Genomic DNA, 19,676 nt, shown 5'->3' with positions numbered 1-19,676 from the left:
AATTGAAGATTCTAGGCGATGGCCGTTCCTCATGCATCAGGGGAAACGACCGTTACACCAACATTGGGCACACGATCAAGGTGAGGGGAAGCGATGATTTGCGATAACGTGCTTCAGGCGGTGGGAGGGACGCCGCTCGTGCGCCTGCAGCGCATGACCGGGCCCGAGGATGCCCAGGTGCTCGTGAAGTTCGAGGGCGTGAATGTGGGCGGGTCAGTGAAGACGCGCACGGCGCTGAAGATGATCGAGCGCGCCGAGGAGCGTGGCGAGCTCGCGCCCGATTCCATTATCGTGGAGCCGACGAGCGGCAACCAGGGTGTGGGCCTTGCGCTCGTGGCGGCCGTGAAGGGCTATGCGGCCCGCATCATCATGCCGGACTCGTGCTCCGAGGAGCGCCGCCGCATCATGGAGCACTACGGGGCCGAGGTGGTGCTCGTGCACGATGAGGGCGACATCGGCGCCTGCATTCAGAAGTGCATCGCGCTGGCCGCTTCCATGACCGCCGAGGATGCGCGCGTGTTCGTGCCCCAGCAGTTCGAGAACCGCGACAACCTGGCGGCCCATGTTCAGGGCACCGCCGCCGAGATCCTGGTCGACGTCCAGGCTGCGGCCATCGCGGTGGACGGCTTCTGCTCCGGCTTCGGCACGGGCGGCACCATCACAGGTGTGGGCGGCGAGCTGCGGAGCGTATTCCCTGATGTGCAGATCTGGGCGGCCGAACCCGAGCATGCCGCGCTGCTCTCGGGCGGAGCCATCGGCACTCACGTGCAGATGGGCATCGGCGACGGCGTGATGCCCGCTATCATGGACACCTCGCTTATCGACGAGATCGTCGTGGTGACCGACGAGGAGGCCCTGGATTGCGCCCGGCGTCTTGCCTGTGAGGAGGGCCTGCTCTGCGGCATCTCCTCGGGCACCAACGTGGCAGCTGCCCTGCGCTTGGCGGCCAAGCTCGGCCCGGGCAAGACGGTGGTCACGCTGGCTCCCGATACCGGCGAGCGCTACTTCTCCACCCCGCTGTTCGCGGGATAGCCTATTTCCTACGGTTCAGCGCATTGGGGGCCCGGGCGCGTAAATGCCCGGGCCTCTTGACGAGAGGGGGGTCAGGCGCGGGCCAGCAGCTCTAAGATGAGTTGGCAGCGGGTGCCGATGGGGGTGGTGTTGGCGTCCAGGAAGGCGCGGATCTGGTGGCGGGGAAGCACGAAGGGCTCGATGAGCTCGGCGGCTTCGGGCGCGGCTGCTCCGCCCAGTTCTACCTGGGCGAATACGACATGCACATTCTCCTCGGCGAGACCGGTGGACGAGAATCCCGGCTGGGGAAGCGGGCGCACTGGCGCGTTCACGTCACCGCGCAGGCGGTAGCCGGTCTCCTCGTAGAGCTCGCGGGCCACGGCCTCCTCCAGCGATTCGCCGGCATCCACCAATCCCGCGGGAAGCGAGACGCACCAGCTGTTCAGCGGGTAGCGGAACTCGCGTTCCAGAAGCACCGATCCGTCGGGCAGGATCGGCACGATGCAGACGGCATCGGGCGTGGGAGGCTCGCCGCCGCCGAGTGCGGCCAGGGCTGCGCGGTAGGCCTTGGGCTCTTTGCGCGAGACGCCCTCGTAGGCGTAGGGGCGCCCGTCGGGCATGGTGTAGTGCAGGTGGTACTTGTTGATCCAGCCCGTGGACACGGTCTCGACGGAGGCGAGCTCTGGGGTTGGTGTGGCGGGGAAGGAGGGAAGGGCCTCGCGGGACTCGGCTGCGTCTTCGGGCGCGACGCTGGCCGCTGTCGCGGCCTGTCGGGCGGGGGAAGCGGCCGCTGCGGTGCCTTCGATGTCCGTAAGGCTCGCCGTCCCCGTGGTTGCCAGCACGTCGGCGGTCAGAACCTGCACCCCGACGTGTGCCATATCCGCCAGGTTCGCCCGCTGCACTTCCGGCGTGCGCGACGAGGTGGCGTCGGCGAGCACGGCCACGTTGTAGCCGAGCGCCATCCCGTCGTAGGCCGTCGAGCGCACGCAGTTCGGCGTCGTGGTGCCCGCGAGCACGATGGTGCCGATGCCGCGTGCCTGCAGCCGCTCGTGCAGATCGGTGCCGAAGAAGGCCGACCAGCTCGGCTTCACGATGACAGGCTCGCCCTCGCGTGGCTCCAGTTCGGGCGGGCATGCGAGGCTCTCGGGCCACGCGGTTGACAACGGTCGGCCGCCTTCCGCCCATGTTCCGTGGCGCACCGCTTCCACATCGCTGCCGTCGGCGGCGTATTCGCGGCGCACATGGTAGACGGCCAGCCCGTGGTCCCGCGCCGCGGCAAGGGCGCGCTCGCAGGCGGGGATCGTGGCGGCGGCGCCGGCGATGCACAGGGGCGAGGCGGGGTTGATGAAGCCCCTCTGCATGTCGATGAGGATCAGCGCGGTGCGGGCAGCGTCGGTCATGGGAGCTCCTTCTTTCAACGGTGTCAACGCGTAGAGGGGGCGCGGGATGCTCTGATCGAGCAAGTTTCGCAGCTGCAACATACGTAGCATGTTGCAAGCGAGGACTGTCTGAGCGAATCAGGATGTCCTGCACCTCCGACCGGCGACGAGTGCGAGAGTGCTATACTGCCACCAATATTCTCACCGTGCAACTGAGAGAAAGGGAACCCCATGATCCTCCTCGGCATCCTCATCGTGCTGCTCGTGCTGCTCGCGCCGCAGATCTTCTTCATCGTGCCGCAGCAGAATGTCTACATCATCGAGCGGCTCGGCAAGTTCAACCGCACCGTGGGCGCGGGCCTGAACATCAAGATCCCGTTCTTCGAGACCGTCGCCGCCAAGGTTGACATGCGCACGCGCCAGGAGCAGTTCACTATCGACGCGAAGACCCGCGACAACGTGACCGTCACCATGGCCATCGCCGCCCAGTACCGTGTGAGCGCCCAGCCGGCCGCCCAGGGGCAGCCCTCGGGCGTGTGGCGCAGCTACTACATGCTGGCCAATCCCACGGCCCAGATGCGCTCCTACCTCATCGACGCGCTGCGCTCTAGCGTGCCCCAGTACACGCTGGACGAGGTGTTCGACAAGAAGGACGCCATCGCCTCGGATGTGAACCAGACGGTATCGGGCCTCATGGTGGCCTACGGCTACGACGTGGTGAGCACGCTCATCACGGCCATCGACCTGCCGGCCGACGTGGAGCAGTCCATGAACCGCATCAACTCCGCCCAGCGGGAGAAGGAGGCGGCCCAGTCCCTCGCCGAGGCCGAGCGCATCAAGGTGGTCACCGAGGCTCGTGCCCGCGCCGAGGCCATGGAGCAGGCCGGCCGCGGCATCGCCGCCCAGCGCAAGGCCATCGCCGACGGCATCTCCGAGTCGCTCGCGGTCATCAAGAGCTCCGGCGTGTCGGCGGCCGAGGCCAACCAGCTGTTCATCTTCACCCAGTGGACCGATATGATGAGCGAGTTCGCCCGCAACGGCCGCCAGTCCACGGTGGTGCTGCCGAGCGACTTCTCCCAGACGGCGTCCATGTTCGAGCAGATGCTCGTGGCCCAGGAGACGGAAGGCGATGACGAGTTCGTCATCGTGGAGGAAGAGGCGCCCGGCCGCGCCTAGGGCTGGCTCCGCCGCGCCTAACCGGCGTTCCCCAACCGTTCCCGTGGATTTTCGCGGAATGGCGGGGAAATTTTCCTTGCGCGGGCGCGGTAGTGGCGATATACTGTCAAATCGCGTCCATAACTAGATGAAATCGCAAGACCACTGGAAGTATAGAGTAGGAAATGGCAATGGATATCATTCGCGCTATCGAGCAGCAGCAGATCAAGCAGGACCTCCCCGAGTTCAACGTGGGCGATAACGTCAAGGTCCACTACCGCATCAAGGAAGGCAACCGCGAGCGCATCCAGGTGTTCCAGGGCGACGTCATCCGCCGCCAGGGCGCTTCGGTCCGCGAGACCTTCACCGTGCGCAAGATCAGCTTCTCCATCGGCGTCGAGCGTACCTTCCCGGTGCATTCCCCGAAGATCGAGAAGATCGAGGTGACCCGTCGCGGCGACGTGCGTCGCGCCAAGCTGTACTACCTGCGCAACAAGGTGGGCAAGGCCGCCAAGATCAAGGAGAAGTCGTTCCGCTAGGACGCAACTTCCGTGTACTGCCAAGGGCTCCTTCGGGGGCCCTTTTTCTTGGGTTGACCTGTGACTATCGCAGGCTCCAGCCCTGCTGACGATGAGAGGAGAGCCTGGTGATCGACCTGACCGTCCCCGAGATACGCGCCAAGCTCCAGCACGCCGACGCGGCCGCCTTCGCCGTGCTGGAGCGCTCGCTGGTGGCCGATACCCGCAAGGGGGTGCGCCAGGCCGTGGAGGTGGCGCGCCGCCGTCTCGAGGCCGAGGCCGCCGAGGCGGAGCGGCTGGCGAGTATGTACGCCTTCGAGCGACAGCTGGCCGCCGAGCGGGGCGGCCGGGTGATCCTCGGCCTCGACGAGGTGGGGCGCGGTCCCCTGGCCGGCCCCTTGGCCGTGGGCGGCGTCGTCCTCGGGGAGGAGGTCATCGCCGGGCTCAACGACTCCAAGCAGGTGCGGCCGGAGGACCGCGAGGCCATCGCCGACGCCGTGCGCGAGCGGGCCCGGGCGTGGACGGTGCAGTACGTGGAGCCGGCCGATATCGACCGCGACGGCATGACCGCCTCCCTGCGACGGGCGTTTGGGGCCGCCATCGCCGCTGTGGAGGCGGCCGGCGTGGCCGTGGACGTGGTGCTCTTGGATGGCAACCCGCTTCGTCTGGACGAGCGGGAGGTGAGCGTGGTGAAGGGCGACGGGAAGTGCGCCTCCATCGCCGCGGCCTCCATCGTGGCCAAGGTGGCCCGCGACGGCCTCATGGAGGCCTACGACGCCGAGTACCCGGGCTACGGCTTCGCGGGGAACAAGGGCTATGGATCCGAGGGGCATTTGGCTGCCATTCGCGAGCGGGGGCTCACCCCCATCCATCGCCGCAGCTTCTGCACCTCCTTCACCCAAGAGAGCCTTTTCTAGCGACCCGAGGGGCGAGGGGGCGACACAGCGACGGCTTGCGACCGCTAACAAGGCGGCGCCGTGGCGTTTCGCTGGCGGCGCGGGGACGGCACAGCAGCGCCCTGCGGGCGGTTCGGCGACGGTGCCGGGGCGGTGCGCGGCGGGGGTTATCGGCGGTTTTCCCGCGACATAAGTGCGACTTTGGGAGAGTAGGATGCTCCTACCGAGAAAGGAGCACACCTCATGGTCACGATAGAGGAAGCGGCCGTCGGCCGCGCTGCGGCGCCCACGAAAAAGCGCCGACAGGCCAAAGACGCCGCCGCAGGAAAACATGCGGCCCCGACCGAGGGCGATAACAAGCCGCGAAAGCGCAAGTCCTCCTCGCGAAAGGCATCGCCAGGGGTTGTCGGAACTGCCGCGCGGCGGTCGTCGTCCAAGGGGAAGACGGCTGTGGGCGGATCGGCGCCTGCCACGGTCCGGGAGCCGCGCGGGCGGCGCAACCGGGCCCTCGGGGCTCGCGGAGAGGATGCAGCCGTCCGATTTCTCGAGGCCCGGGGCTACCATATCCTCGAGCGCAACTGGACCTGCTTCGCCGGCGAGGCGGACATCATCGCCGCCGACGGGACGACTCTCGTTTTCGTCGAGGTGAAGACGCGCCGCGACGATTCCCACGGGCTGCCCTCCGAGGCCGTGGGCCGGGCCAAGCGCGAGCGTTACGAGAAGATCGCCCTCGCCTACGTGACCGACCACTTCTTCGATGAGGCTGTGGTGCGTTTCGACGTGGTGGCCATTACCGTGCTGCCCGAGGACCGCGCCTTCGTGAGCCATCATGTCGGCGCCTACTCGGCGGGCTGAGCCATGGCCTTTGGACAATGCGCAGTCATGAGCGCCACCGTGCGCGGGGTGGATGTGGTGCCCGTCACCGTGGAGGTGGTGGTTTCCGGGGGTCTGCCGGGCATGGCCATCGTCGGCATGCCGGATGCGGCCATCCAAGAGGCCCGGGAGCGGGTGCGGGCGGCCATCCGCGCCGCCGGCTTCAAAATGCCGGGGGAGAAGATCGTCGTGAACCTGGCGCCGAGCCATCTGCGCAAGACGGGCTCGGGCTTCGATCTGCCCATCGCCCTGGGCATCCTTGTGGCCACCGGGCAGATCGATCCGGCTTGGGCCCGGGATACTCTCTACGTGGGGGAGCTGTCGCTGGACGGCACCGTGCGGCCTGTGGCCGGAACCCTGGCCTGTGGCATCTGCGCCCGTTCCTGCGAGCTCGATTTCGTCTGTGCCCGGGACAGCGACCCGGTGCCCCTGGAGGGCGTGCGCATCCTTGCCATCGACCGCCTCGATGCGGCGGCGGGGGAGGGCGGCGCGGCCCGATGTCTGAGCCTCCACGGCCGGGGCCGGGGTGCTTCAGGGCCGTCGGGTGCGCCGGACTATCGCGAGGTGTCGGGCCACGAGGGGGCGAAGCGCGCCTTTCAGATCGCAGCGGCCGGTGGTCACGGCCTGCTCATGATGGGGCCGCCCGGGGCCGGAAAGACCATGCTCGCCTCTCGGATGCCCTCCATCCTGCCTCCCCTCGATCCCGATGAGGCCCTCGAGGCGGCGGTGGTGCACTCGGTGGCCGGCGAGCCCATCGCCTCCGTCATCGCCGGCGAGCGCCCTTTCCGCAGCCCGCACCACAGTGCCTCCCTCGCGGGGCTCGTGGGCGGGGGCAGCCCCATCCGCCCGGGGGAGATCTCCCTGGCCCATCATGGCGTCCTCTTCCTCGATGAGCTGCCGGAGTTTCGGTCATCGGTGCTCCAGGGCATCCGCCAGCCGCTGGAGAGTGGGGCGGTCACCATCACCCGGGCCGACGGCAACGTGGTCTTCCCGGCCCGTTTCATGCTGGTGGGCGCGGCGAACCCGTGTCCCTGCGGCTACTTCGGCGACGACCGCCACGAGTGCACCTGCACTGTGCCCCAGATACGGGCCTACCAGAACCGCATCGGCGGCCCGCTCATGGATCGCATCGACATTCACCTCGATGTGCGGCGCACGCCGCCGAGCGTCGTGCTCTCGCCCCAGGGCGGCCTCGATTCGGCCACCCTGCGGGAGGGGGTGCTCCGGGGCCGCGCCTTCGCGGCACGACGCGCGGCCGGGACGGCGAGCCGTCGGGCGCCGTTCAGCGTCGAGGGGTGCGCCCTGGACGAGGGGGCGCGGTCGTTTCTCGTGTCCATGGCGGAGCTGCACTCCATGAGCGGCCGGGCTATCGTGCGCACCCTGTCGGTGGCGCGCACCATCGCAGATATGGACGAGGCGGAGACGGTGGGGTGCGAGCACCTGGCCGAGGCGGTGAGCTACCGCGTCCGCGACGGAATAGGAGGTTGCTGACATGCCCGTGCTATCCATGAGGCTCTCCGGCGAGCGCTTCGAGCTCGCTGGAGACGACAGAGCGTTCCCACCCTTGCTCAAGGCTTCCCCGCGGCCCCCGGAGCGTCTCTACGGGGTGGGCGATCCTTCGGCCCTGCGACCGGGGCTCGCTGTGGTGGGGGCGCGTCGGGCGACGCCCTACGGCCGCACGGCGGCCCGGCGCTTCGCCTCGGCCGCTGCCGTCCGGGGCATCCCCATCGTGTCCGGGGGCGCCCGGGGTTGCGATGCGGTTGCCCACGAGGCGGCCCTGGCCGCTGGTTGTCCCACCGTGGCCTTTCTCGGCGGCGGCTGCGACCAACTCTATCCTGCCGAGAACGCCGGGCTGTTCCAGCGCATCGTCGATGGTGGCGGGGCCGTGGTGTCCGAGCGCCCCTGGGACTTCCCGCCCCAGCCCTACACTTTCCGCGAACGCAACCGGCTCATTGCGGGGCTCGCGCGGGCCACGCTCATTGTGGAGGCCGGCCTGCCCTCGGGCACCTTCTCCACGGCCGACGAGGCCCTGGCGGCCGGACGGGAGGTGTGGGTGGTGCCGGGGGCCATCACCTCCGAGAATTCCCGCGGCGCCAACCGCTTGCTCTACCAGGGCGCCCTGCCCATCATCGACGACAACAGCTTCGCCGATGCCCTGTTCCTCACCTACGGGTGCCTGAGGGAGCCTGAAGCGGAGGGAGGGAAGGGGGAAGGAGCCGATGCGCCGCTCGCGGGACGGGCAGCTGAGGAGGCCCTGCTCGCCGCCCTGGCCGCCGAGCCCCTCGGCATGGAGGAGCTGCGCGAACTGGCTCGGGCCCACGGCCCGGCGGGCGGGGAGCTGCCGTGGCTCATGGTCTGGCTTGCCACGGCCCAGCGGGATGGCCTCGTCGCCCAGTACCCGGACGGCCGCTACGGGCCGCGGCTGCCCGCACTGGAAGGAGGCCGGCCATGAGCCGCGCGATCGTGACGTCCTGGGGGAGCGCCGCCGGATTGACGGGGGTGACCGTGCCGTTATTTGGTATCCTGTTGAGCCATGACATACCATGTGAACATAGTAGGCGGCGGTCTGGCGGGCAGCGAGGCGGCCCTCGATCTGGCGGACCGCGGCATTGCGGTGAGCCTGTGGGAAATGCGCCCCGAGCACCGGACCCCCGTGCACCATACGGGAGGGCTGGCCGAGCTCGTCTGCTCGAACTCCCTCAAGAGCACCAAGCCCGACAGCGCGGCGGGACTGCTGAAGGAGGAGCTTGCGGCCCTCGGCTCGCCGCTCATGGAGGAGGCCCGGGCCACGGCTGTGGCGGCCGGCGGTGCCCTGGCTGTGGATCGGACGCTGTTCAGCCGGGCGGTGACCGAGCGCGTGGAGGCCCATCCCCTCATCGAGGTGGTGCGTCGGGAGGCGACGGATATCGCCGCGCTCGCCCGCGGGGCCGACGCGGTCGTCCTGGCGAGCGGCCCGCTCACCTCCGACGGGCTCTCCTCGGCTCTCATGGCCCTGACCGGCCGCGACGCCCTGGCCTTCTACGACGCCGCGGCCCCGGTGGTGATGGCGGACTCCATCGATCGGGAGCGCGTGTTCCGCCAGAGCCGCTACGAGGATGCCAGCGCCGGCGGCGACTACCTGAACGCTCCGTTCTCCCGGGAGGAGTACGAGCGCTTCGTCGACGAGCTGCTCTGCGCCGAGCGGGTCATCGCCAAGGACTTCGAGAGTCGGGAGCTGTTCCAGGCCTGCCAGCCCATTGAGGAGATCGCCCGGGCCGGTCGCGACGCGCCGCGCTTCGGGGCCCTCAAGCCGGTCGGCCTCACCGATCCGCGCACGGGACGCCGCCCCTGGGCCGCCCTCCAACTGCGGGCCGAGGACGCTTGCGGTCAAAGCTACAACCTGGTGGGCTTTCAGACCAACCTCACCTTTCCAGAGCAGCGCCGCGTGTTCCGCCTCATCCCCGGTCTGGAGCAGGCCGAGTTCGCCCGCTACGGCGTGATGCACCGCAACACGTTTCTCGACGCGCCGCGCCTGCTGGACGACCACGGGCGCCTCGTCTCCGATGAGGCCCGGGCCCTGGGCGCGCCGATTTACGTGGCGGGTCAGCTGGGCGGCACTGAGGGGTACTGCGAGGCCATCCGCTCGGGGCTCCATGTTGCCCTGGCTGTGACGGCCGATCTGCGCGGGCGCGTCCTTCCGCCGCTGCCGCACGACACGGTATGGGGGGCGCTTCTGGCCTACGCTACGGATCCGGCCACGACGGACTACCAGCCCATGCACGTGAACTTCGGCATCCTGAGGCCCCTCGACCCGCCGGTGCGCAACAAGCGGGAGCGCTACGGTGCCTACGCCCGTCGGGCCTCGGAGGCCCTCGACGGCTACCGCATCGCCCTCGAGGCTGCGGGCCTGATGGCGCCATGACGGGCGAGGAGCTGTCCGAGCTGCCCGGTGCCGGGGAGGTGGAGCGGTTCTGCACCGCTCTGGCCGTGGAGCAGGGGGCCTCGGCCCACACGGTGCGGGCCTATCGCGAGGATCTGCGGGCCTATCTGGCATGGGCCCGCCGAAGCGGCCTTTCCCCCTGGGAGGTGTCCTATCGCCAGCTGCGCCGCTACCTGGCCGAGCTCGACCAGGCCCACTACGCTCGCACGACCATTAAGCGCCACCTGTCCTCGCTGCGCTCGTTCTTCCGCTGGGCCAATCGGGCCGGCGTCACCGCCAGCGACCCGGCCGGGGTCGTCCAAGCCCCCAAAGCCGCGCGGCGGCTGCCCAAGACCATCGCCCGGGATGACATGGCGGCCTTGCTGGCCGTCTACGGCGAGGTAGACGCCGACGGTGCGCCACGGGAGCAGACGGCGGCGGAGATGCGGGACGCGGCCCTGCTCGAGTTCCTCTTCTCCTGCGGCGCCCGCGTGTCCGAGGCGGCGGGGCTGCGTCTGGCCTGGGTCGATTTCCCGGCCGGCGAGGTAAAGGTGTTCGGCAAGCGGTCCAAGGAGCGCATCGTGCCCCTGTCCCGGAAGGGGGCGCGGGCCATGGAGCGCTATCTGAACGAGGCGCGGTCGGATCTGCTCCAGGGGCAGGCCAGCGAGTTCTTCTTCGTGTCGAATCGCGGGCGTCCCCTGAGCGCCGACGGCATCCGCAAGATGTTCAAGCGCGCCCTGCGGGCCGCCGGCCTCGACGAGAGCCTGTCGCCCCATGCCATGCGCCATTCCTTTGCCACCGAGTTGCTCGATGGCGATGCCGACCTGCGCAGCGTCCAGGACATGCTCGGCCACGCGAGCCTGTCCACCACCCAGATCTACACCCACGTGAGCCCCGATCGCCTCAAGCGCGTCCACGGCCTCGCCCATCCTCGAGCCTGAGCTCGCGCCGCCCGTCGACGGCCTCGATCTCAGCCGCTCTGCGTGCAGCTCCGTTCGGGGCTACACTCCCGTGCGCACCGTTCCCTTCGGGCCGTCGCGGGCGCATCCTTTGTCAAGGCGGCCCCCTCCTCCCTGTTCGCAGGGCGCCTCCCTTCCGTTACGGCGTGAAAACGGCCCTGTGGCGCGGATGTTTCGATGCGGTTGCCCGCTTCCTACGGTTTCCCTGCGCAAGGCGCTCTGCGCTGCATCCGTGGGAAGATTTTCCCAAAGGTTGCCAAGGGCCCGACCTTGAGCCGGGCCTCCGCTGAAGGGAGGAGCCATGAGTCGCAAGAAGGCGAAGATGCTGTTTTGGGCGGCCCTCGTCGTGCTCGCCTATATTCCCTATCTCATGCAGACCGCCGGGCACGCTGTCCTGTAGCGCGGATCTCGATTCCGGAATCCCCCTGGACGACCTATCTCCCTCTCCGCGGAAGACGGCGGCCGAGTCGAAATGACCCGCGCGGAAAATCGCCGGTGCGAGGAGCGAGCGGAGGAAGATGTCGCGGCCCAGCGGCTGAGTCGAAATGACCCGCGCGGAGAATCGCCGGTGCGGGATGGGGGCGGGGGAGTGCCGCGCGGTGGCCCGGCTAGAATGTGATGAGATCGCGCAGTTCCATATCGAGGGCATCGGCGATAGCTATGTACATGGCGATGCTGGGATTGTGCTGGCCCTTTTCGATGCGGTGGATATGGGCCTGATCGGTGCTGATCATCTTGGCGAGCTTGTCTTGGGACAGACCTTGGTCCTTGCGCTGCCGACGGATCTCGGCGCCCAATTCCATGATACGTTCCCGTGTCGCTGCTCTGTTCATGGGTTCATCTTATGGTTATGCCCCTTTTGACGTATGCCAGAAGAAACATAAATCGGTGTTTGCCCGGTCGCGCGTCCGTTCCCCACGGTCAGCGGTCGGCCGAGCGGCCGTCGAAACAGCCTCTCGCCATGGTTGACGGTTGGGTGGGGCGGCACCCGTCTTTCTCTGCTTCCGGCGGTTAGCGGTCGAGGGCGGCCGGCCACTCCCACACGATGCCGCCGTCCCGCAACCGCCCGCCGACGGCGGGCGGTTGCGGGGGATCACCGTTCCCGCGCCCAATGGGGCCGTTTCATCGCTGAGCGGTGAACTTCGCGTTTCCCCTTGAATTCCGTGGCCCGGGGGTTCATACTGCTCGCACCTTCTCGGGGGTGACCTCCCGAAAGGTTCTACGGCTGGCACGTTTGACCCATGGAGGATGGCAATGCACAAGGCGCACTTGACGGACGCTCAGTCCCTGCGCGGTTTTATCCTGGCGACCTTCGCCTTTCTGGCTATTTTCGCATCGACGGCGGTGCCCATTCCGCTGTATGCCGACTACCAGGTCACCATCGGGCTCACGACGGCCGACATCTCCAACACCATGTTCACCTACCTCACGGGTGTGAGCCTCACGCTGTTCCTGGCCGGTCGCGTGTCCGATTCCCTCGGCCGCGTGCCCGTGGCCAGCCTCACCGTTATGCTGGCCGTGTTCGGCTGCATCATGTTCCTGCGGGCCGGCAGCGGCGCCGATGTGCTCGCGGCCCGCTTCGTGCAGGGGCTGGCCGCTGGCTTCGGCATGAGCGCCGTATCGTCGCTGGTCATCGACTGCGTGGGGGAGAAGCACCTGAGCTGGGGATCCACCGTGGCCAGCTGCGGCGCCATGTTCGGCATCATGGTCGGCTCCATCGGCGTGGGCATCCTGTACGACCTCGTGCCCGACCTGACGGCCATCTACGGGGTCATGATCGCGATTCTGGTCCTGAGCCTGTTCCTCGTGAACTTCGTCCACGAGCCCCTCGATCGCACCGTCTCGCTGCGGGCCTCCATCCGACCGCGCGTCTTCATTCCCCGCGATTGCCGCCGCCTATTCGCCGCCGTGGCGGTGGTGTATCTGTCCACGTGGATGGTGGGCTGCTTCTTCCAGTCGTTCTCGGCGCCCATCGCCTACGGCTGCTTCGGCGCCACCTCGCCCCTGCCCGGCTCGGTCATCCTGGCTCTTGCCATGGCGCCCTCGGTGCTCGGCGGCCCCCTCGTGCAGCGCTTCCGGCCCAAGCGGACGCTCGTGGTCTCCATGGGGGTGACCACGGCCTCGGTCGCGGCTCTGGCCCTGTTCGTGGCCACCGGCGCCGAGGGGGCCTTCATGGTGGCCTGCGGGCTGTTCAGCGTGGCTATGGGCGCGGCTTTGGCCACGGCCCTGCGCATGCTGCTGCTGGAGGTGAACGTGCTCCAGGTGTCGGCCATCCTCTCCTCGGTGAACCTCGTGGCCTACGCCGGCTCGGCGGTGACGGGGCTTCTGTGCGGAGCGCTGCTCGGCGCCACCTCCTACGTGGTCGTGTTCGCCGTGATGACGCTTGTGCTCGCCGTCTCCTGCGCCTTCGTTGTGGCCACGGTGCGCACGGCCCGGGCGCGCAAGAAGTCGAAGCGCCTGACCCTGCGCCGCTTCCACAAGAAGCGCAATGCCGAGCTGGCCGCCTTGGACGAGGTGCCGCCCGAGGTGATCGCCGAGGACGCCGCGCCGGCCCTCGCCTAGGGGTGTTCGAACCGGGCAGTCGGCCGCGCCGGCCTCCGCTGAGGCTGCCAGGCTGTGCCGTTCTGCCCGCTGCTACGGCGCGAGCCTGCGAAGATTCCATGGAGGCGAACAAAAGTTCTCTTTAAGGCTGGCGCCACGGCCCGCTGCCCACTAAAATAGCCAGCGAAAACTAGAAGCTGCGCAGCGGGCCTCCCCTCAGGGCGCCCGCTGCGCTACGTCGCGAAGGAAACGAAGCGATCCATGGCAAATGAAATCGTGATCAAGGGCGCCCGCGAGCACAATCTGAAGGACGTCGATCTCACCATACCCCGCGACGAGCTCGTGGTCATCACGGGCCTGTCCGGCTCGGGCAAGTCGAGCCTCGCCTTCGACACCATGTACGCCGAGGGCCAGCGCCGCTACGTGGAGAGCCTCTCCAGCTACGCCCGTATGTTTCTAGGCCAGATGTCCAAGCCCGATGTGGACTCCATCGACGGGCTTTCCCCGGCCGTGTCCATCGACCAGAAGACCACTTCGAAGAACCCCCGCTCTACCGTGGGCACCACCACCGAGATCTACGACTACCTGCGCCTGCTGTTCGCGCGGGTGGGCGTGCCCCACTGCCCCGAGTGCGGACGGGAGATCAAGAAGCAGACCACCGACCAGGTGACCGACGAGATTCTGCGCCTGGGCGACGGGGCCCAGGGCGAGGCTACGAAGGCCATCCTCATGGCACCGGTGGTGGCCGGCCGCAAGGGCGAGTTCACCAAGCTCTTCGCCGATCTGCAGAAGGAGGGCTTCTCCCGCGTGCGCATCGACGGCGAGATCGTGAAGATGACCGGCGAGCCCATCACGCTGAACAAGAAGATCAAGCACTTCATCGATGTCGTCGTTGATCGCGTCACGTTGAAGGAGTCGGCCACGAGCCGTATCGCCGAGGCCGTGGAGCTCGCCTGCAAGCTGGCGAGCGGGCGCGTGCTCGTGCAGGTGCTCGGGCCCGACGGCGCACCGCTCGGCGAGGCCGGCGGCACCTCATCGGGGGCCACGGGCGGCTTAGGCGAGGGGGAGCACCTCTTCTCGCTGGCGCTAGCATGCCCGGAGCACGGCCATTCCATGGACGAGCTGCAGCCCCGCGACTTCTCCTTCAACGCCCCCTACGGTGCCTGTCCCGATTGCCTCGGCATCGGCAGCCGTGATGAGGTGGACGCGTCGCTTGTGGTGCCCGACCCGTCCCTTACCCTGAACGAGGGGGTCATCGCGCCGTTCAAGAGCGGCAACTACTATCCCCAGGTGCTGCGCGCCGTGGCCGAGCACGTGGGCACCGATGCCGATACCCCCTGGGAGGATATGCCCAAGAAGGCCCAGAAGGCCATTATGAACGGCCTGGGGAATGAGAAGGTGCGGGTGGACTACCGCACCGTGGACGGCCGTGACACCTACTGGTACATCGAGTGGGAGGGCGTGCTGGGCGCCGTGAAGCGCCGCTACACCGAGGCCCAGTCCGACGCCCAGCGCGAGAAGCTGGCCGCCTACTTCGCCACCGTGCCCTGCGAGACCTGCGGCGGCCAGCGCCTGAAGCCGGAGATTCTGGCCGTCACGGTGAACGACCGGTCCATCCACGATGTCACCGAGATGTCGGCGGCCGAGTCGCTGGCCTTCTTCGAGGGCCTGCACTTCACCGGCCAGGCGGCGGTCATCGCCCTGCCCATCGTGAAGGAGATCCGCGAGCGTCTGCGCTTCCTCGTGGACGTGGGGCTCGACTACCTCACCCTGGAGCGGGCCACGGCCACGCTCTCGGGCGGCGAGGCCCAGCGCATCCGGCTCGCCACCCAGATCGGCGCCGGGCTCATGGGCGTGCTCTACATCCTGGACGAGCCCTCTATCGGTCTGCACCAGCGCGACAATGAGCGGCTCATCGCCACCTTGGAGCGCCTGCGCGATCTGGGGAACACCGTGGTCGTCGTGGAGCACGACGAGGACACCATCCGCGCCGCCGACTTCGTGGTGGACATGGGGCCGGGCGCCGGCGAGCACGGTGGTGTGGTCATCGCCGCGGGCACCCCGGCCGAGGTCATGGCCACGGAAGGCTCCATCACCGCCGACTACCTGGCGGGCCGCCGCCGCATCGAGGTGCCTGCCGAGCGGCGCCGCCCCAAGCGCGGTTCGGTGAAGATGACCGGCGCCACGGAGAACAACCTGAACAACGTCACGCTGGAGGTGCCCATCGGCACGCTGACGGTCATCACGGGCGTGTCCGGCTCCGGCAAGAGTTCCCTGATCACCGACACCCTGGCCCCGGCCCTGGCGAATCGCCTGAACCACGCCCATCGCCGCACGGGGCCCTACCGCAAAATCACCGGGCTGGACAAGCTCGACAAGGTCATCAACATCGACCAGAGCCCCATCGGCCGCACCCCGCGCTCGAACCCGGCCACCTATATCGGGCTGTGGGACGACATCCGCGCCCTGTTCGCCAGCACGCAGGAGGCCAAGGCCCGCGGCTATGCGCCCGGGCGCTTCTCCTTCAACGTGAGCGGCGGCCGCTGCGAGGCCTGCAAGGGCGACGGCCAGATCAAGATCGAGATGCACTTTTTGCCCGATGTGTACGTGCCCTGCGAGGTGTGCAACGGCGAGCGCTACAACCGCGAGACCTTGCAGGTCACCTACCGCGGTAAGAACATCTCGGAGGTACTCGACATGACCGTGGAGGATGCGCTGGCGTTCTTCGAGAACATCCCGGGCATCAAGCGGAAGCTGCAGACGCTCTTCGACGTGGGCCTCGGCTACATCCGCCTGGGCCAGCCGGCCACCACGCTCTCGGGCGGCGAGGCCCAGCGTGTGAAGCTCGCCAGCGAGCTACAGAAGCGCCAGAGCGGCAAGACCTTCTACATCCTGGACGAGCCCACCACGGGCCTGCATTTCGAGGACGTGCGCCAGCTGCTCGAGGTGCTGCAGCGTCTGGTGGACGCCGGCAACACGGTGCTCGTCATCGAGCACAACCTGGACGTCATCAAGTGCGCCGACCACATCGTGGATCTGGGGCCGGAGGGCGGCGACCGAGGTGGCACCATCATCGCGAGCGGCACGCCCGAGCAAGTGGCCGAGGTGGAGGGCTCCTACACGGGCCACTTCGTCAAGCGCATGCTGGAAGAGGCGAAGAGGCCTCCCGTGGCCTAGGGCTGCCGCGCCCATCTCGTGGACATCGGCCCCCGTCGGGTTCGCCCTGGCGGGGGTTCGCTATAATTAAGGGCTATGAAGAAACGCACGCGGGAAAAAGTGGCCCTCTTGGTCTTCGCGCTGCTCGTCGTTCTCGGCGGCAGCGTGCTCTTGCGCTATTTCGAGACGGGCCGTTCTTGGAACGTGGCCGCCTCGGTGGTGGACGACGCCTTCGGGCAGATGAAGGGCTACACCGCCATCGTCTACGACGGCACCTTCGACAGCCTCGATGCCCTGCGCCCGGCCATGGATCCCGAGGCCATCGGGGCCGAGGAGCCTGCGAGCTTGGGGGCCATGGTGCTCTCCGAGCTCTCGCGGCTGCCGTTGTCCATGCGAGAGCGGCCCGTGTACGCCTCGGACGTGCGCTCGCTCTATGAGGAGAAGGGGGCCGGTGTCATCACCTTGGATGCCGCCGATCTGCGCCGCTACGAGAAACCCACCATCCTCATGGCCGGCGATCGCAAGATCGGCGTCGTGGCCATCGACTACTACGCCTCCAAGAAGCAGCTGGAGAAAGTGCGTCGCGAGTTGACGGACACCGGGGCCCAGTCTCTCGTCTGCCTCGTGCCCCGTCTGTCGTGCCTGGCCACTATCGAGGGGTTCCAGGCGGTCATCGTCACCGACGACGACCAGGCCGAGCCGGGGCTCGGGGAGGGGGCCGAAGGGGCCCACATCGTCTACGCCCCCGAGCGGGGCTCGGTGGGGGTCGTGCTGCTGACGGCTTTGAACGTGCCCTCCTCCAAAGTCTATGCCTCCCTCTGATTCCGTTCACCGCCGCTGTTCGCGCCCGGCGGCCCCCTTTGTTTCCTGTCAGTTAATAACTCACCGTTTTGGAAAAGCCGCGTCCTATAATGCGGCCAGAAGCCAGCGGGCGTGCGCGCGCCGCGGCACCCCGACACGTCAAGGAGGTCCGCATTGAGTTACGTCGAGAACGTCATTGAGCAGGTGAAGGCGAAGAACGCCGAGCAGCCCGAGTTCATCCAGGCTGTCACCGAGGTGCTCCAGTCCCTGGAGCCGGTCATCGAGGCCCATCCGGAATACGAGCAGGCCTCCCTCCTCGAGCGCATCGTGGAGCCTGAGCGCGTGGTCATGTTCCGCGTGCCCTGGGTGGACGATAGCGGCAAGGTGCAGGTCAACCGCGGCTTCCGCGTGCAGTTCAACAGCGCCATCGGCCCCTACAAAGGGGGACTCCGCCTGCACCCGTCGGTGAACCTGGGCATCATCAAGTTCCTCGGCTTCGAGCAGATCTTCAAGAACAGCCTGACCACCCTGCCCATGGGCGGCGGCAAGGGCGGCTGCGACTTCGACCCGAAGGGCAAGTCCGACATGGAGGTCATGCGCTTCTGCCAGTCCTTCATGACCGAGCTGGCCCGCCACATCGGCGCCGACACCGACGTGCCGGCCGGCGACATCGGCACGGGCGCCCGCGAGATCGGTTACATGTTCGGCCAGTACAAGAAGATCAAGAACGTCTTCGAGGGTGTACTCACCGGTAAGGGCCTCTCCTTCGGCGGCTCGCTCGCCCGCACTGAGGCCACCGGCTACGGCCTGGTGTACCTGGTGCAGGAGCACTTGAAGTGCACCGGCGACAGCTTCGAGGGCAAGACCGTCTGCATCTCCGGCTCCGGCAACGTGGCCATCTACGCGACGCAGAAGGCCCAGCAGCTCGGCGCCACGGTGGTCACCCTGTCCGATTCCACCGGCTGGATCTACGATCCGGCGGGCATCGATGTGGAGCTGGTCAAGCAGATCAAGGAAGTGGAGCGCGGCCGCATCTCCGAGTACGCCGCCCGTCGCGAAGGCGTCACCTACCACGAGGGCCGTGGCGTGTGGGTCACCCCCTGCGACATCGCGCTGCCCTGCGCCACCCAAAACGAGGTGCTCATCGATGATGTGAAGGCGCTCGTGGCCAACGGTTGCCAGATCCTCGCCGAGGGCGCGAACATGCCCACCACCCTGGACGCCACCGAGTACCTTCAGGAAAACGGCGTCGTGTTCTTCCCCGGCAAGGCCGCCAACGCCGGCGGTGTGGCCACCTCGGGTCTGGAGATGTCCCAGAACTCCGAGCGCCTGTCCTGGACCTTCGAGGAAGTGGACGCGAAGCTCAACGGCATCATGGTGTCCATCTACCACGCCATCGACGACGCCGCCCGCCGTTACGGCCACGAGGGCAACTACGTCATGGGCGCCAACATCGCCGGCTTCGAGAAGGTCGCCGACGCCATGATGGCCCAGGGCATCGTGTAAGGGAGTTTCGTTCGCCCTGGCGGGACGAACGGACCCGCCGACGCTGCGCGGCTCTGGCGCATTTCGCCTTGCCCCTTGTTTTGGGCACGGCGTTGGCGAAGCCAACTTGACCCAAAGACGAGCCAATGCGAAACGTGTCAGAGCCGCTCGCTGACTTTACGAACGACCTGTGAGTTGCGTAAAGAACCCCGGTGCGAGCTGGGGTTCTTTTTTTGTGTGCTAGAATGGGTTTTGGTTACGGAAGAGGGGGCACGATGGCGATTCAGGAAGACATCGAGGCGTTTCTCACCTCCCATGCCGATGAGGGGTACCGCGCGTTCCAGGCGAAGCTCATCCCGAATATTGATGCGGCCACTATTGTGGGCGTGCGCACGCCGGATCTGCGGAAGTTCGCGAAGGGGCTTGCCCGGCGCGGGGATGCGGGGGAGTTTCTGGCGGCGCTGCCCCACGGCACCTTCGAAGAGAACCAGCTGCACTCGTTCGTCATCGCACGGGAGCGCGATTTCGACCGGCTTGTCGGGGCCATCGAGAACTTCCTGCCCCTCGTGGACAACTGGGCCACCTGCGATCAGCTCTCCTGCCGCGGCCTTGCCGCCGATCCCGATGCCACGTTGGTAAAGGTGCGCTCGTGGCTGGAAAGCGACCGCGAGTACACGGTGCGCTTCGCCATCGGGGTGCTCATGCAGCTGTTCCTCGACGAGCGGTTTCGGCCAGAGTTCTTCGCATGGGTCGTCGGGGTTTCCCGCTCGGAGTACTACGTGAACATGATGCGGGCATGGTACTTTGCCGAGGCGCTGGCGAAGCAGCCCGCTGCCGCCGAGGAGGTTATCGTCTCGGCGGCTCTCGACGTATGGACGCACAACAAGGCCATCCAGAAGGCCGTGGAGAGCCGCCGCATTTCCCCCGAGCAGAAGGAGCGTCTGCGCGCCCTGAGGCGGCGGCTCTCTTGAGCGGACGGGCTTCCGCGTGCGCCGCGCCGAAAT

Annotated in this window: 16 protein-coding genes; 14 read left to right on the top strand and 2 right to left on the bottom strand. The window is 67.7% G+C overall.

Annotation, left to right across the window (positions count from 1 at the left end; genetic code table 11):
* Positions 1–93: 93 nt before the first annotated feature.
* Entirely contained in the window at positions 94–1,032 is a 939-nt protein-coding gene (locus tag AAK988_RS08280; protein WP_369872500.1) for a PLP-dependent cysteine synthase family protein, read from the top strand.
* A gap of 71 nt (positions 1,033–1,103) precedes the next feature.
* On the opposite strand, the gene AAK988_RS08275 is transcribed toward AAK988_RS08280, so the two are convergent.
* Positions 1,104–2,411: an isochorismatase family protein gene (locus AAK988_RS08275; RefSeq protein ID WP_369880602.1), complete on the bottom strand. Its 1,308-nt coding sequence runs from the start codon at positions 2,409–2,411 to the stop codon at positions 1,104–1,106.
* 210 nt (positions 2,412–2,621) lie between these two features.
* Here AAK988_RS08275 and AAK988_RS08270 point away from each other — a divergent pair, with 210 nt between their 5' ends.
* The 8 genes from AAK988_RS08270 (at position 2,622) to AAK988_RS08235 (ending at position 10,671) form a co-directional block, all read left to right on the top strand.
* Positions 2,622–3,566 carry an SPFH domain-containing protein gene (locus tag AAK988_RS08270; RefSeq protein ID WP_369872498.1) on the top strand — a complete coding sequence of 315 codons (945 nt, stop codon included), beginning with the start codon at positions 2,622–2,624 and terminating at the stop codon, positions 3,564–3,566.
* Positions 3,567–3,736: 170 nt separating this feature from the next.
* Positions 3,737–4,084 (top strand): 50S ribosomal protein L19, encoded by a 348-nt coding sequence (gene rplS, locus AAK988_RS08265; RefSeq protein WP_135971576.1) that lies wholly within the window; start codon positions 3,737–3,739, stop codon positions 4,082–4,084.
* Positions 4,085–4,194: 110 nt separating this feature from the next.
* The gene (gene rnhB, locus AAK988_RS08260) at positions 4,195–4,980 is read left to right on the top strand and encodes a ribonuclease HII (protein ID WP_151429980.1); all 786 of its coding nucleotides are present in this window, start codon (positions 4,195–4,197) and stop codon (positions 4,978–4,980) included.
* 222 nt (positions 4,981–5,202) lie between these two features.
* Positions 5,203–5,814 carry a YraN family protein gene (locus AAK988_RS08255; protein ID WP_369872497.1) on the top strand — a complete coding sequence of 204 codons (612 nt, stop codon included), beginning with the start codon at positions 5,203–5,205 and terminating at the stop codon, positions 5,812–5,814.
* Between the two features lie 27 nt (positions 5,815–5,841).
* Complete coding sequence (locus tag AAK988_RS08250; RefSeq protein ID WP_236650611.1) at positions 5,842–7,323, top strand: YifB family Mg chelatase-like AAA ATPase; 1,482 nt, start codon at positions 5,842–5,844, stop codon at positions 7,321–7,323.
* A 1-nt stretch (position 7,324) separates the two neighbouring features.
* Positions 7,325–8,284 (top strand): DNA-processing protein DprA, encoded by a 960-nt coding sequence (gene dprA / locus AAK988_RS08245; protein WP_369872496.1) that lies wholly within the window; start codon positions 7,325–7,327, stop codon positions 8,282–8,284.
* Positions 8,285–8,377: 93 nt separating this feature from the next.
* The gene (gene trmFO, locus AAK988_RS08240; RefSeq protein WP_369872495.1) at positions 8,378–9,733 is read left to right on the top strand and encodes a methylenetetrahydrofolate--tRNA-(uracil(54)-C(5))-methyltransferase (FADH(2)-oxidizing) TrmFO; all 1,356 of its coding nucleotides are present in this window, start codon (positions 8,378–8,380) and stop codon (positions 9,731–9,733) included.
* Positions 9,730–10,671: a tyrosine recombinase gene (locus AAK988_RS08235; RefSeq protein ID WP_369872494.1), complete on the top strand. Its 942-nt coding sequence runs from the start codon at positions 9,730–9,732 to the stop codon at positions 10,669–10,671. Before trmFO ends, AAK988_RS08235 begins: the two co-directional genes overlap by 4 nt.
* A 626-nt stretch (positions 10,672–11,297) precedes the next feature.
* Here AAK988_RS08235 and AAK988_RS08230 read toward each other — a convergent pair.
* A complete protein-coding gene (locus tag AAK988_RS08230; protein WP_160324383.1) occupies positions 11,298–11,492 on the bottom strand; it encodes a helix-turn-helix domain-containing protein in 195 nt (64 codons plus the stop codon).
* A 451-nt stretch (positions 11,493–11,943) separates the two neighbouring features.
* On the opposite strand from AAK988_RS08230, the gene AAK988_RS08225 reads away from it, so the two are divergent.
* From AAK988_RS08225 to AAK988_RS08205, 5 genes are all read left to right on the top strand, one after another.
* Entirely contained in the window at positions 11,944–13,251 is a 1,308-nt protein-coding gene (locus AAK988_RS08225) for an MFS transporter (RefSeq protein ID WP_369872493.1), read from the top strand.
* A 240-nt stretch (positions 13,252–13,491) separates the two neighbouring features.
* Positions 13,492–16,407: an excinuclease ABC subunit UvrA gene (uvrA, locus tag AAK988_RS08220; protein ID WP_369872492.1), complete on the top strand. Its 2,916-nt coding sequence runs from the start codon at positions 13,492–13,494 to the stop codon at positions 16,405–16,407.
* A 75-nt stretch (positions 16,408–16,482) separates the two neighbouring features.
* Positions 16,483–17,208, top strand: coding sequence for a hypothetical protein (locus AAK988_RS08215; protein WP_369872491.1), 726 nt, complete (start codon positions 16,483–16,485; stop codon positions 17,206–17,208).
* A 153-nt stretch (positions 17,209–17,361) separates the two neighbouring features.
* A complete protein-coding gene (gene gdhA / locus AAK988_RS08210) occupies positions 17,362–18,693 on the top strand; it encodes an NADP-specific glutamate dehydrogenase (RefSeq protein WP_369872490.1) in 1,332 nt (443 codons plus the stop codon).
* Positions 18,694–18,947: 254 nt separating this feature from the next.
* Complete coding sequence (locus tag AAK988_RS08205; protein ID WP_369872489.1) at positions 18,948–19,643, top strand: DNA alkylation repair protein; 696 nt, start codon at positions 18,948–18,950, stop codon at positions 19,641–19,643.
* Positions 19,644–19,676: the final 33 nt, after the last annotated feature.

Source organism: Adlercreutzia muris, from assembly GCF_041223505.1.
GTDB lineage: Bacteria > Actinomycetota > Coriobacteriia > Coriobacteriales > Eggerthellaceae > Adlercreutzia > Adlercreutzia muris.
The sequence above is the reverse complement of the archived record's forward strand: the minus strand, read 5'-3'. Positions and strand labels throughout refer to the sequence as shown.

Excerpts from the sequence above, each read along its gene's own strand:
- dprA (WP_369872496.1), top strand. The coding sequence starts at position 7,325 with ATGCCCGTGCTATCCATGAGGCTCTCCGGCGAGCGCTTCGAGCTCGCT.
- AAK988_RS08235 (WP_369872494.1), top strand. The coding sequence starts at position 9,730 with ATGACGGGCGAGGAGCTGTCCGAGCTGCCCGGTGCCGGGGAGGTGGAG.
- AAK988_RS08215 (WP_369872491.1), top strand. The coding sequence starts at position 16,483 with ATGAAGAAACGCACGCGGGAAAAAGTGGCCCTCTTGGTCTTCGCGCTG.
- AAK988_RS08225 (WP_369872493.1), top strand. The coding sequence starts at position 11,944 with ATGCACAAGGCGCACTTGACGGACGCTCAGTCCCTGCGCGGTTTTATC.
- AAK988_RS08230 (WP_160324383.1), bottom strand. The coding sequence starts at position 11,492 with ATGGAATTGGGCGCCGAGATCCGTCGGCAGCGCAAGGACCAAGGTCTG.
- AAK988_RS08255 (WP_369872497.1), top strand. The coding sequence starts at position 5,203 with ATGGTCACGATAGAGGAAGCGGCCGTCGGCCGCGCTGCGGCGCCCACG.
- rplS (WP_135971576.1), top strand. The coding sequence starts at position 3,737 with ATGGATATCATTCGCGCTATCGAGCAGCAGCAGATCAAGCAGGACCTC.
- AAK988_RS08275 (WP_369880602.1), bottom strand. The coding sequence starts at position 2,411 with ATGACCGACGCTGCCCGCACCGCGCTGATCCTCATCGACATGCAGAGG.
- AAK988_RS08270 (WP_369872498.1), top strand. The coding sequence starts at position 2,622 with ATGATCCTCCTCGGCATCCTCATCGTGCTGCTCGTGCTGCTCGCGCCG.
- AAK988_RS08280 (WP_369872500.1), top strand. The coding sequence starts at position 94 with ATGATTTGCGATAACGTGCTTCAGGCGGTGGGAGGGACGCCGCTCGTG.
- AAK988_RS08250 (WP_236650611.1), top strand. The coding sequence starts at position 5,842 with ATGAGCGCCACCGTGCGCGGGGTGGATGTGGTGCCCGTCACCGTGGAG.
- uvrA (WP_369872492.1), top strand. The coding sequence starts at position 13,492 with ATGGCAAATGAAATCGTGATCAAGGGCGCCCGCGAGCACAATCTGAAG.
- AAK988_RS08205 (WP_369872489.1), top strand. The coding sequence starts at position 18,948 with ATGGCGATTCAGGAAGACATCGAGGCGTTTCTCACCTCCCATGCCGAT.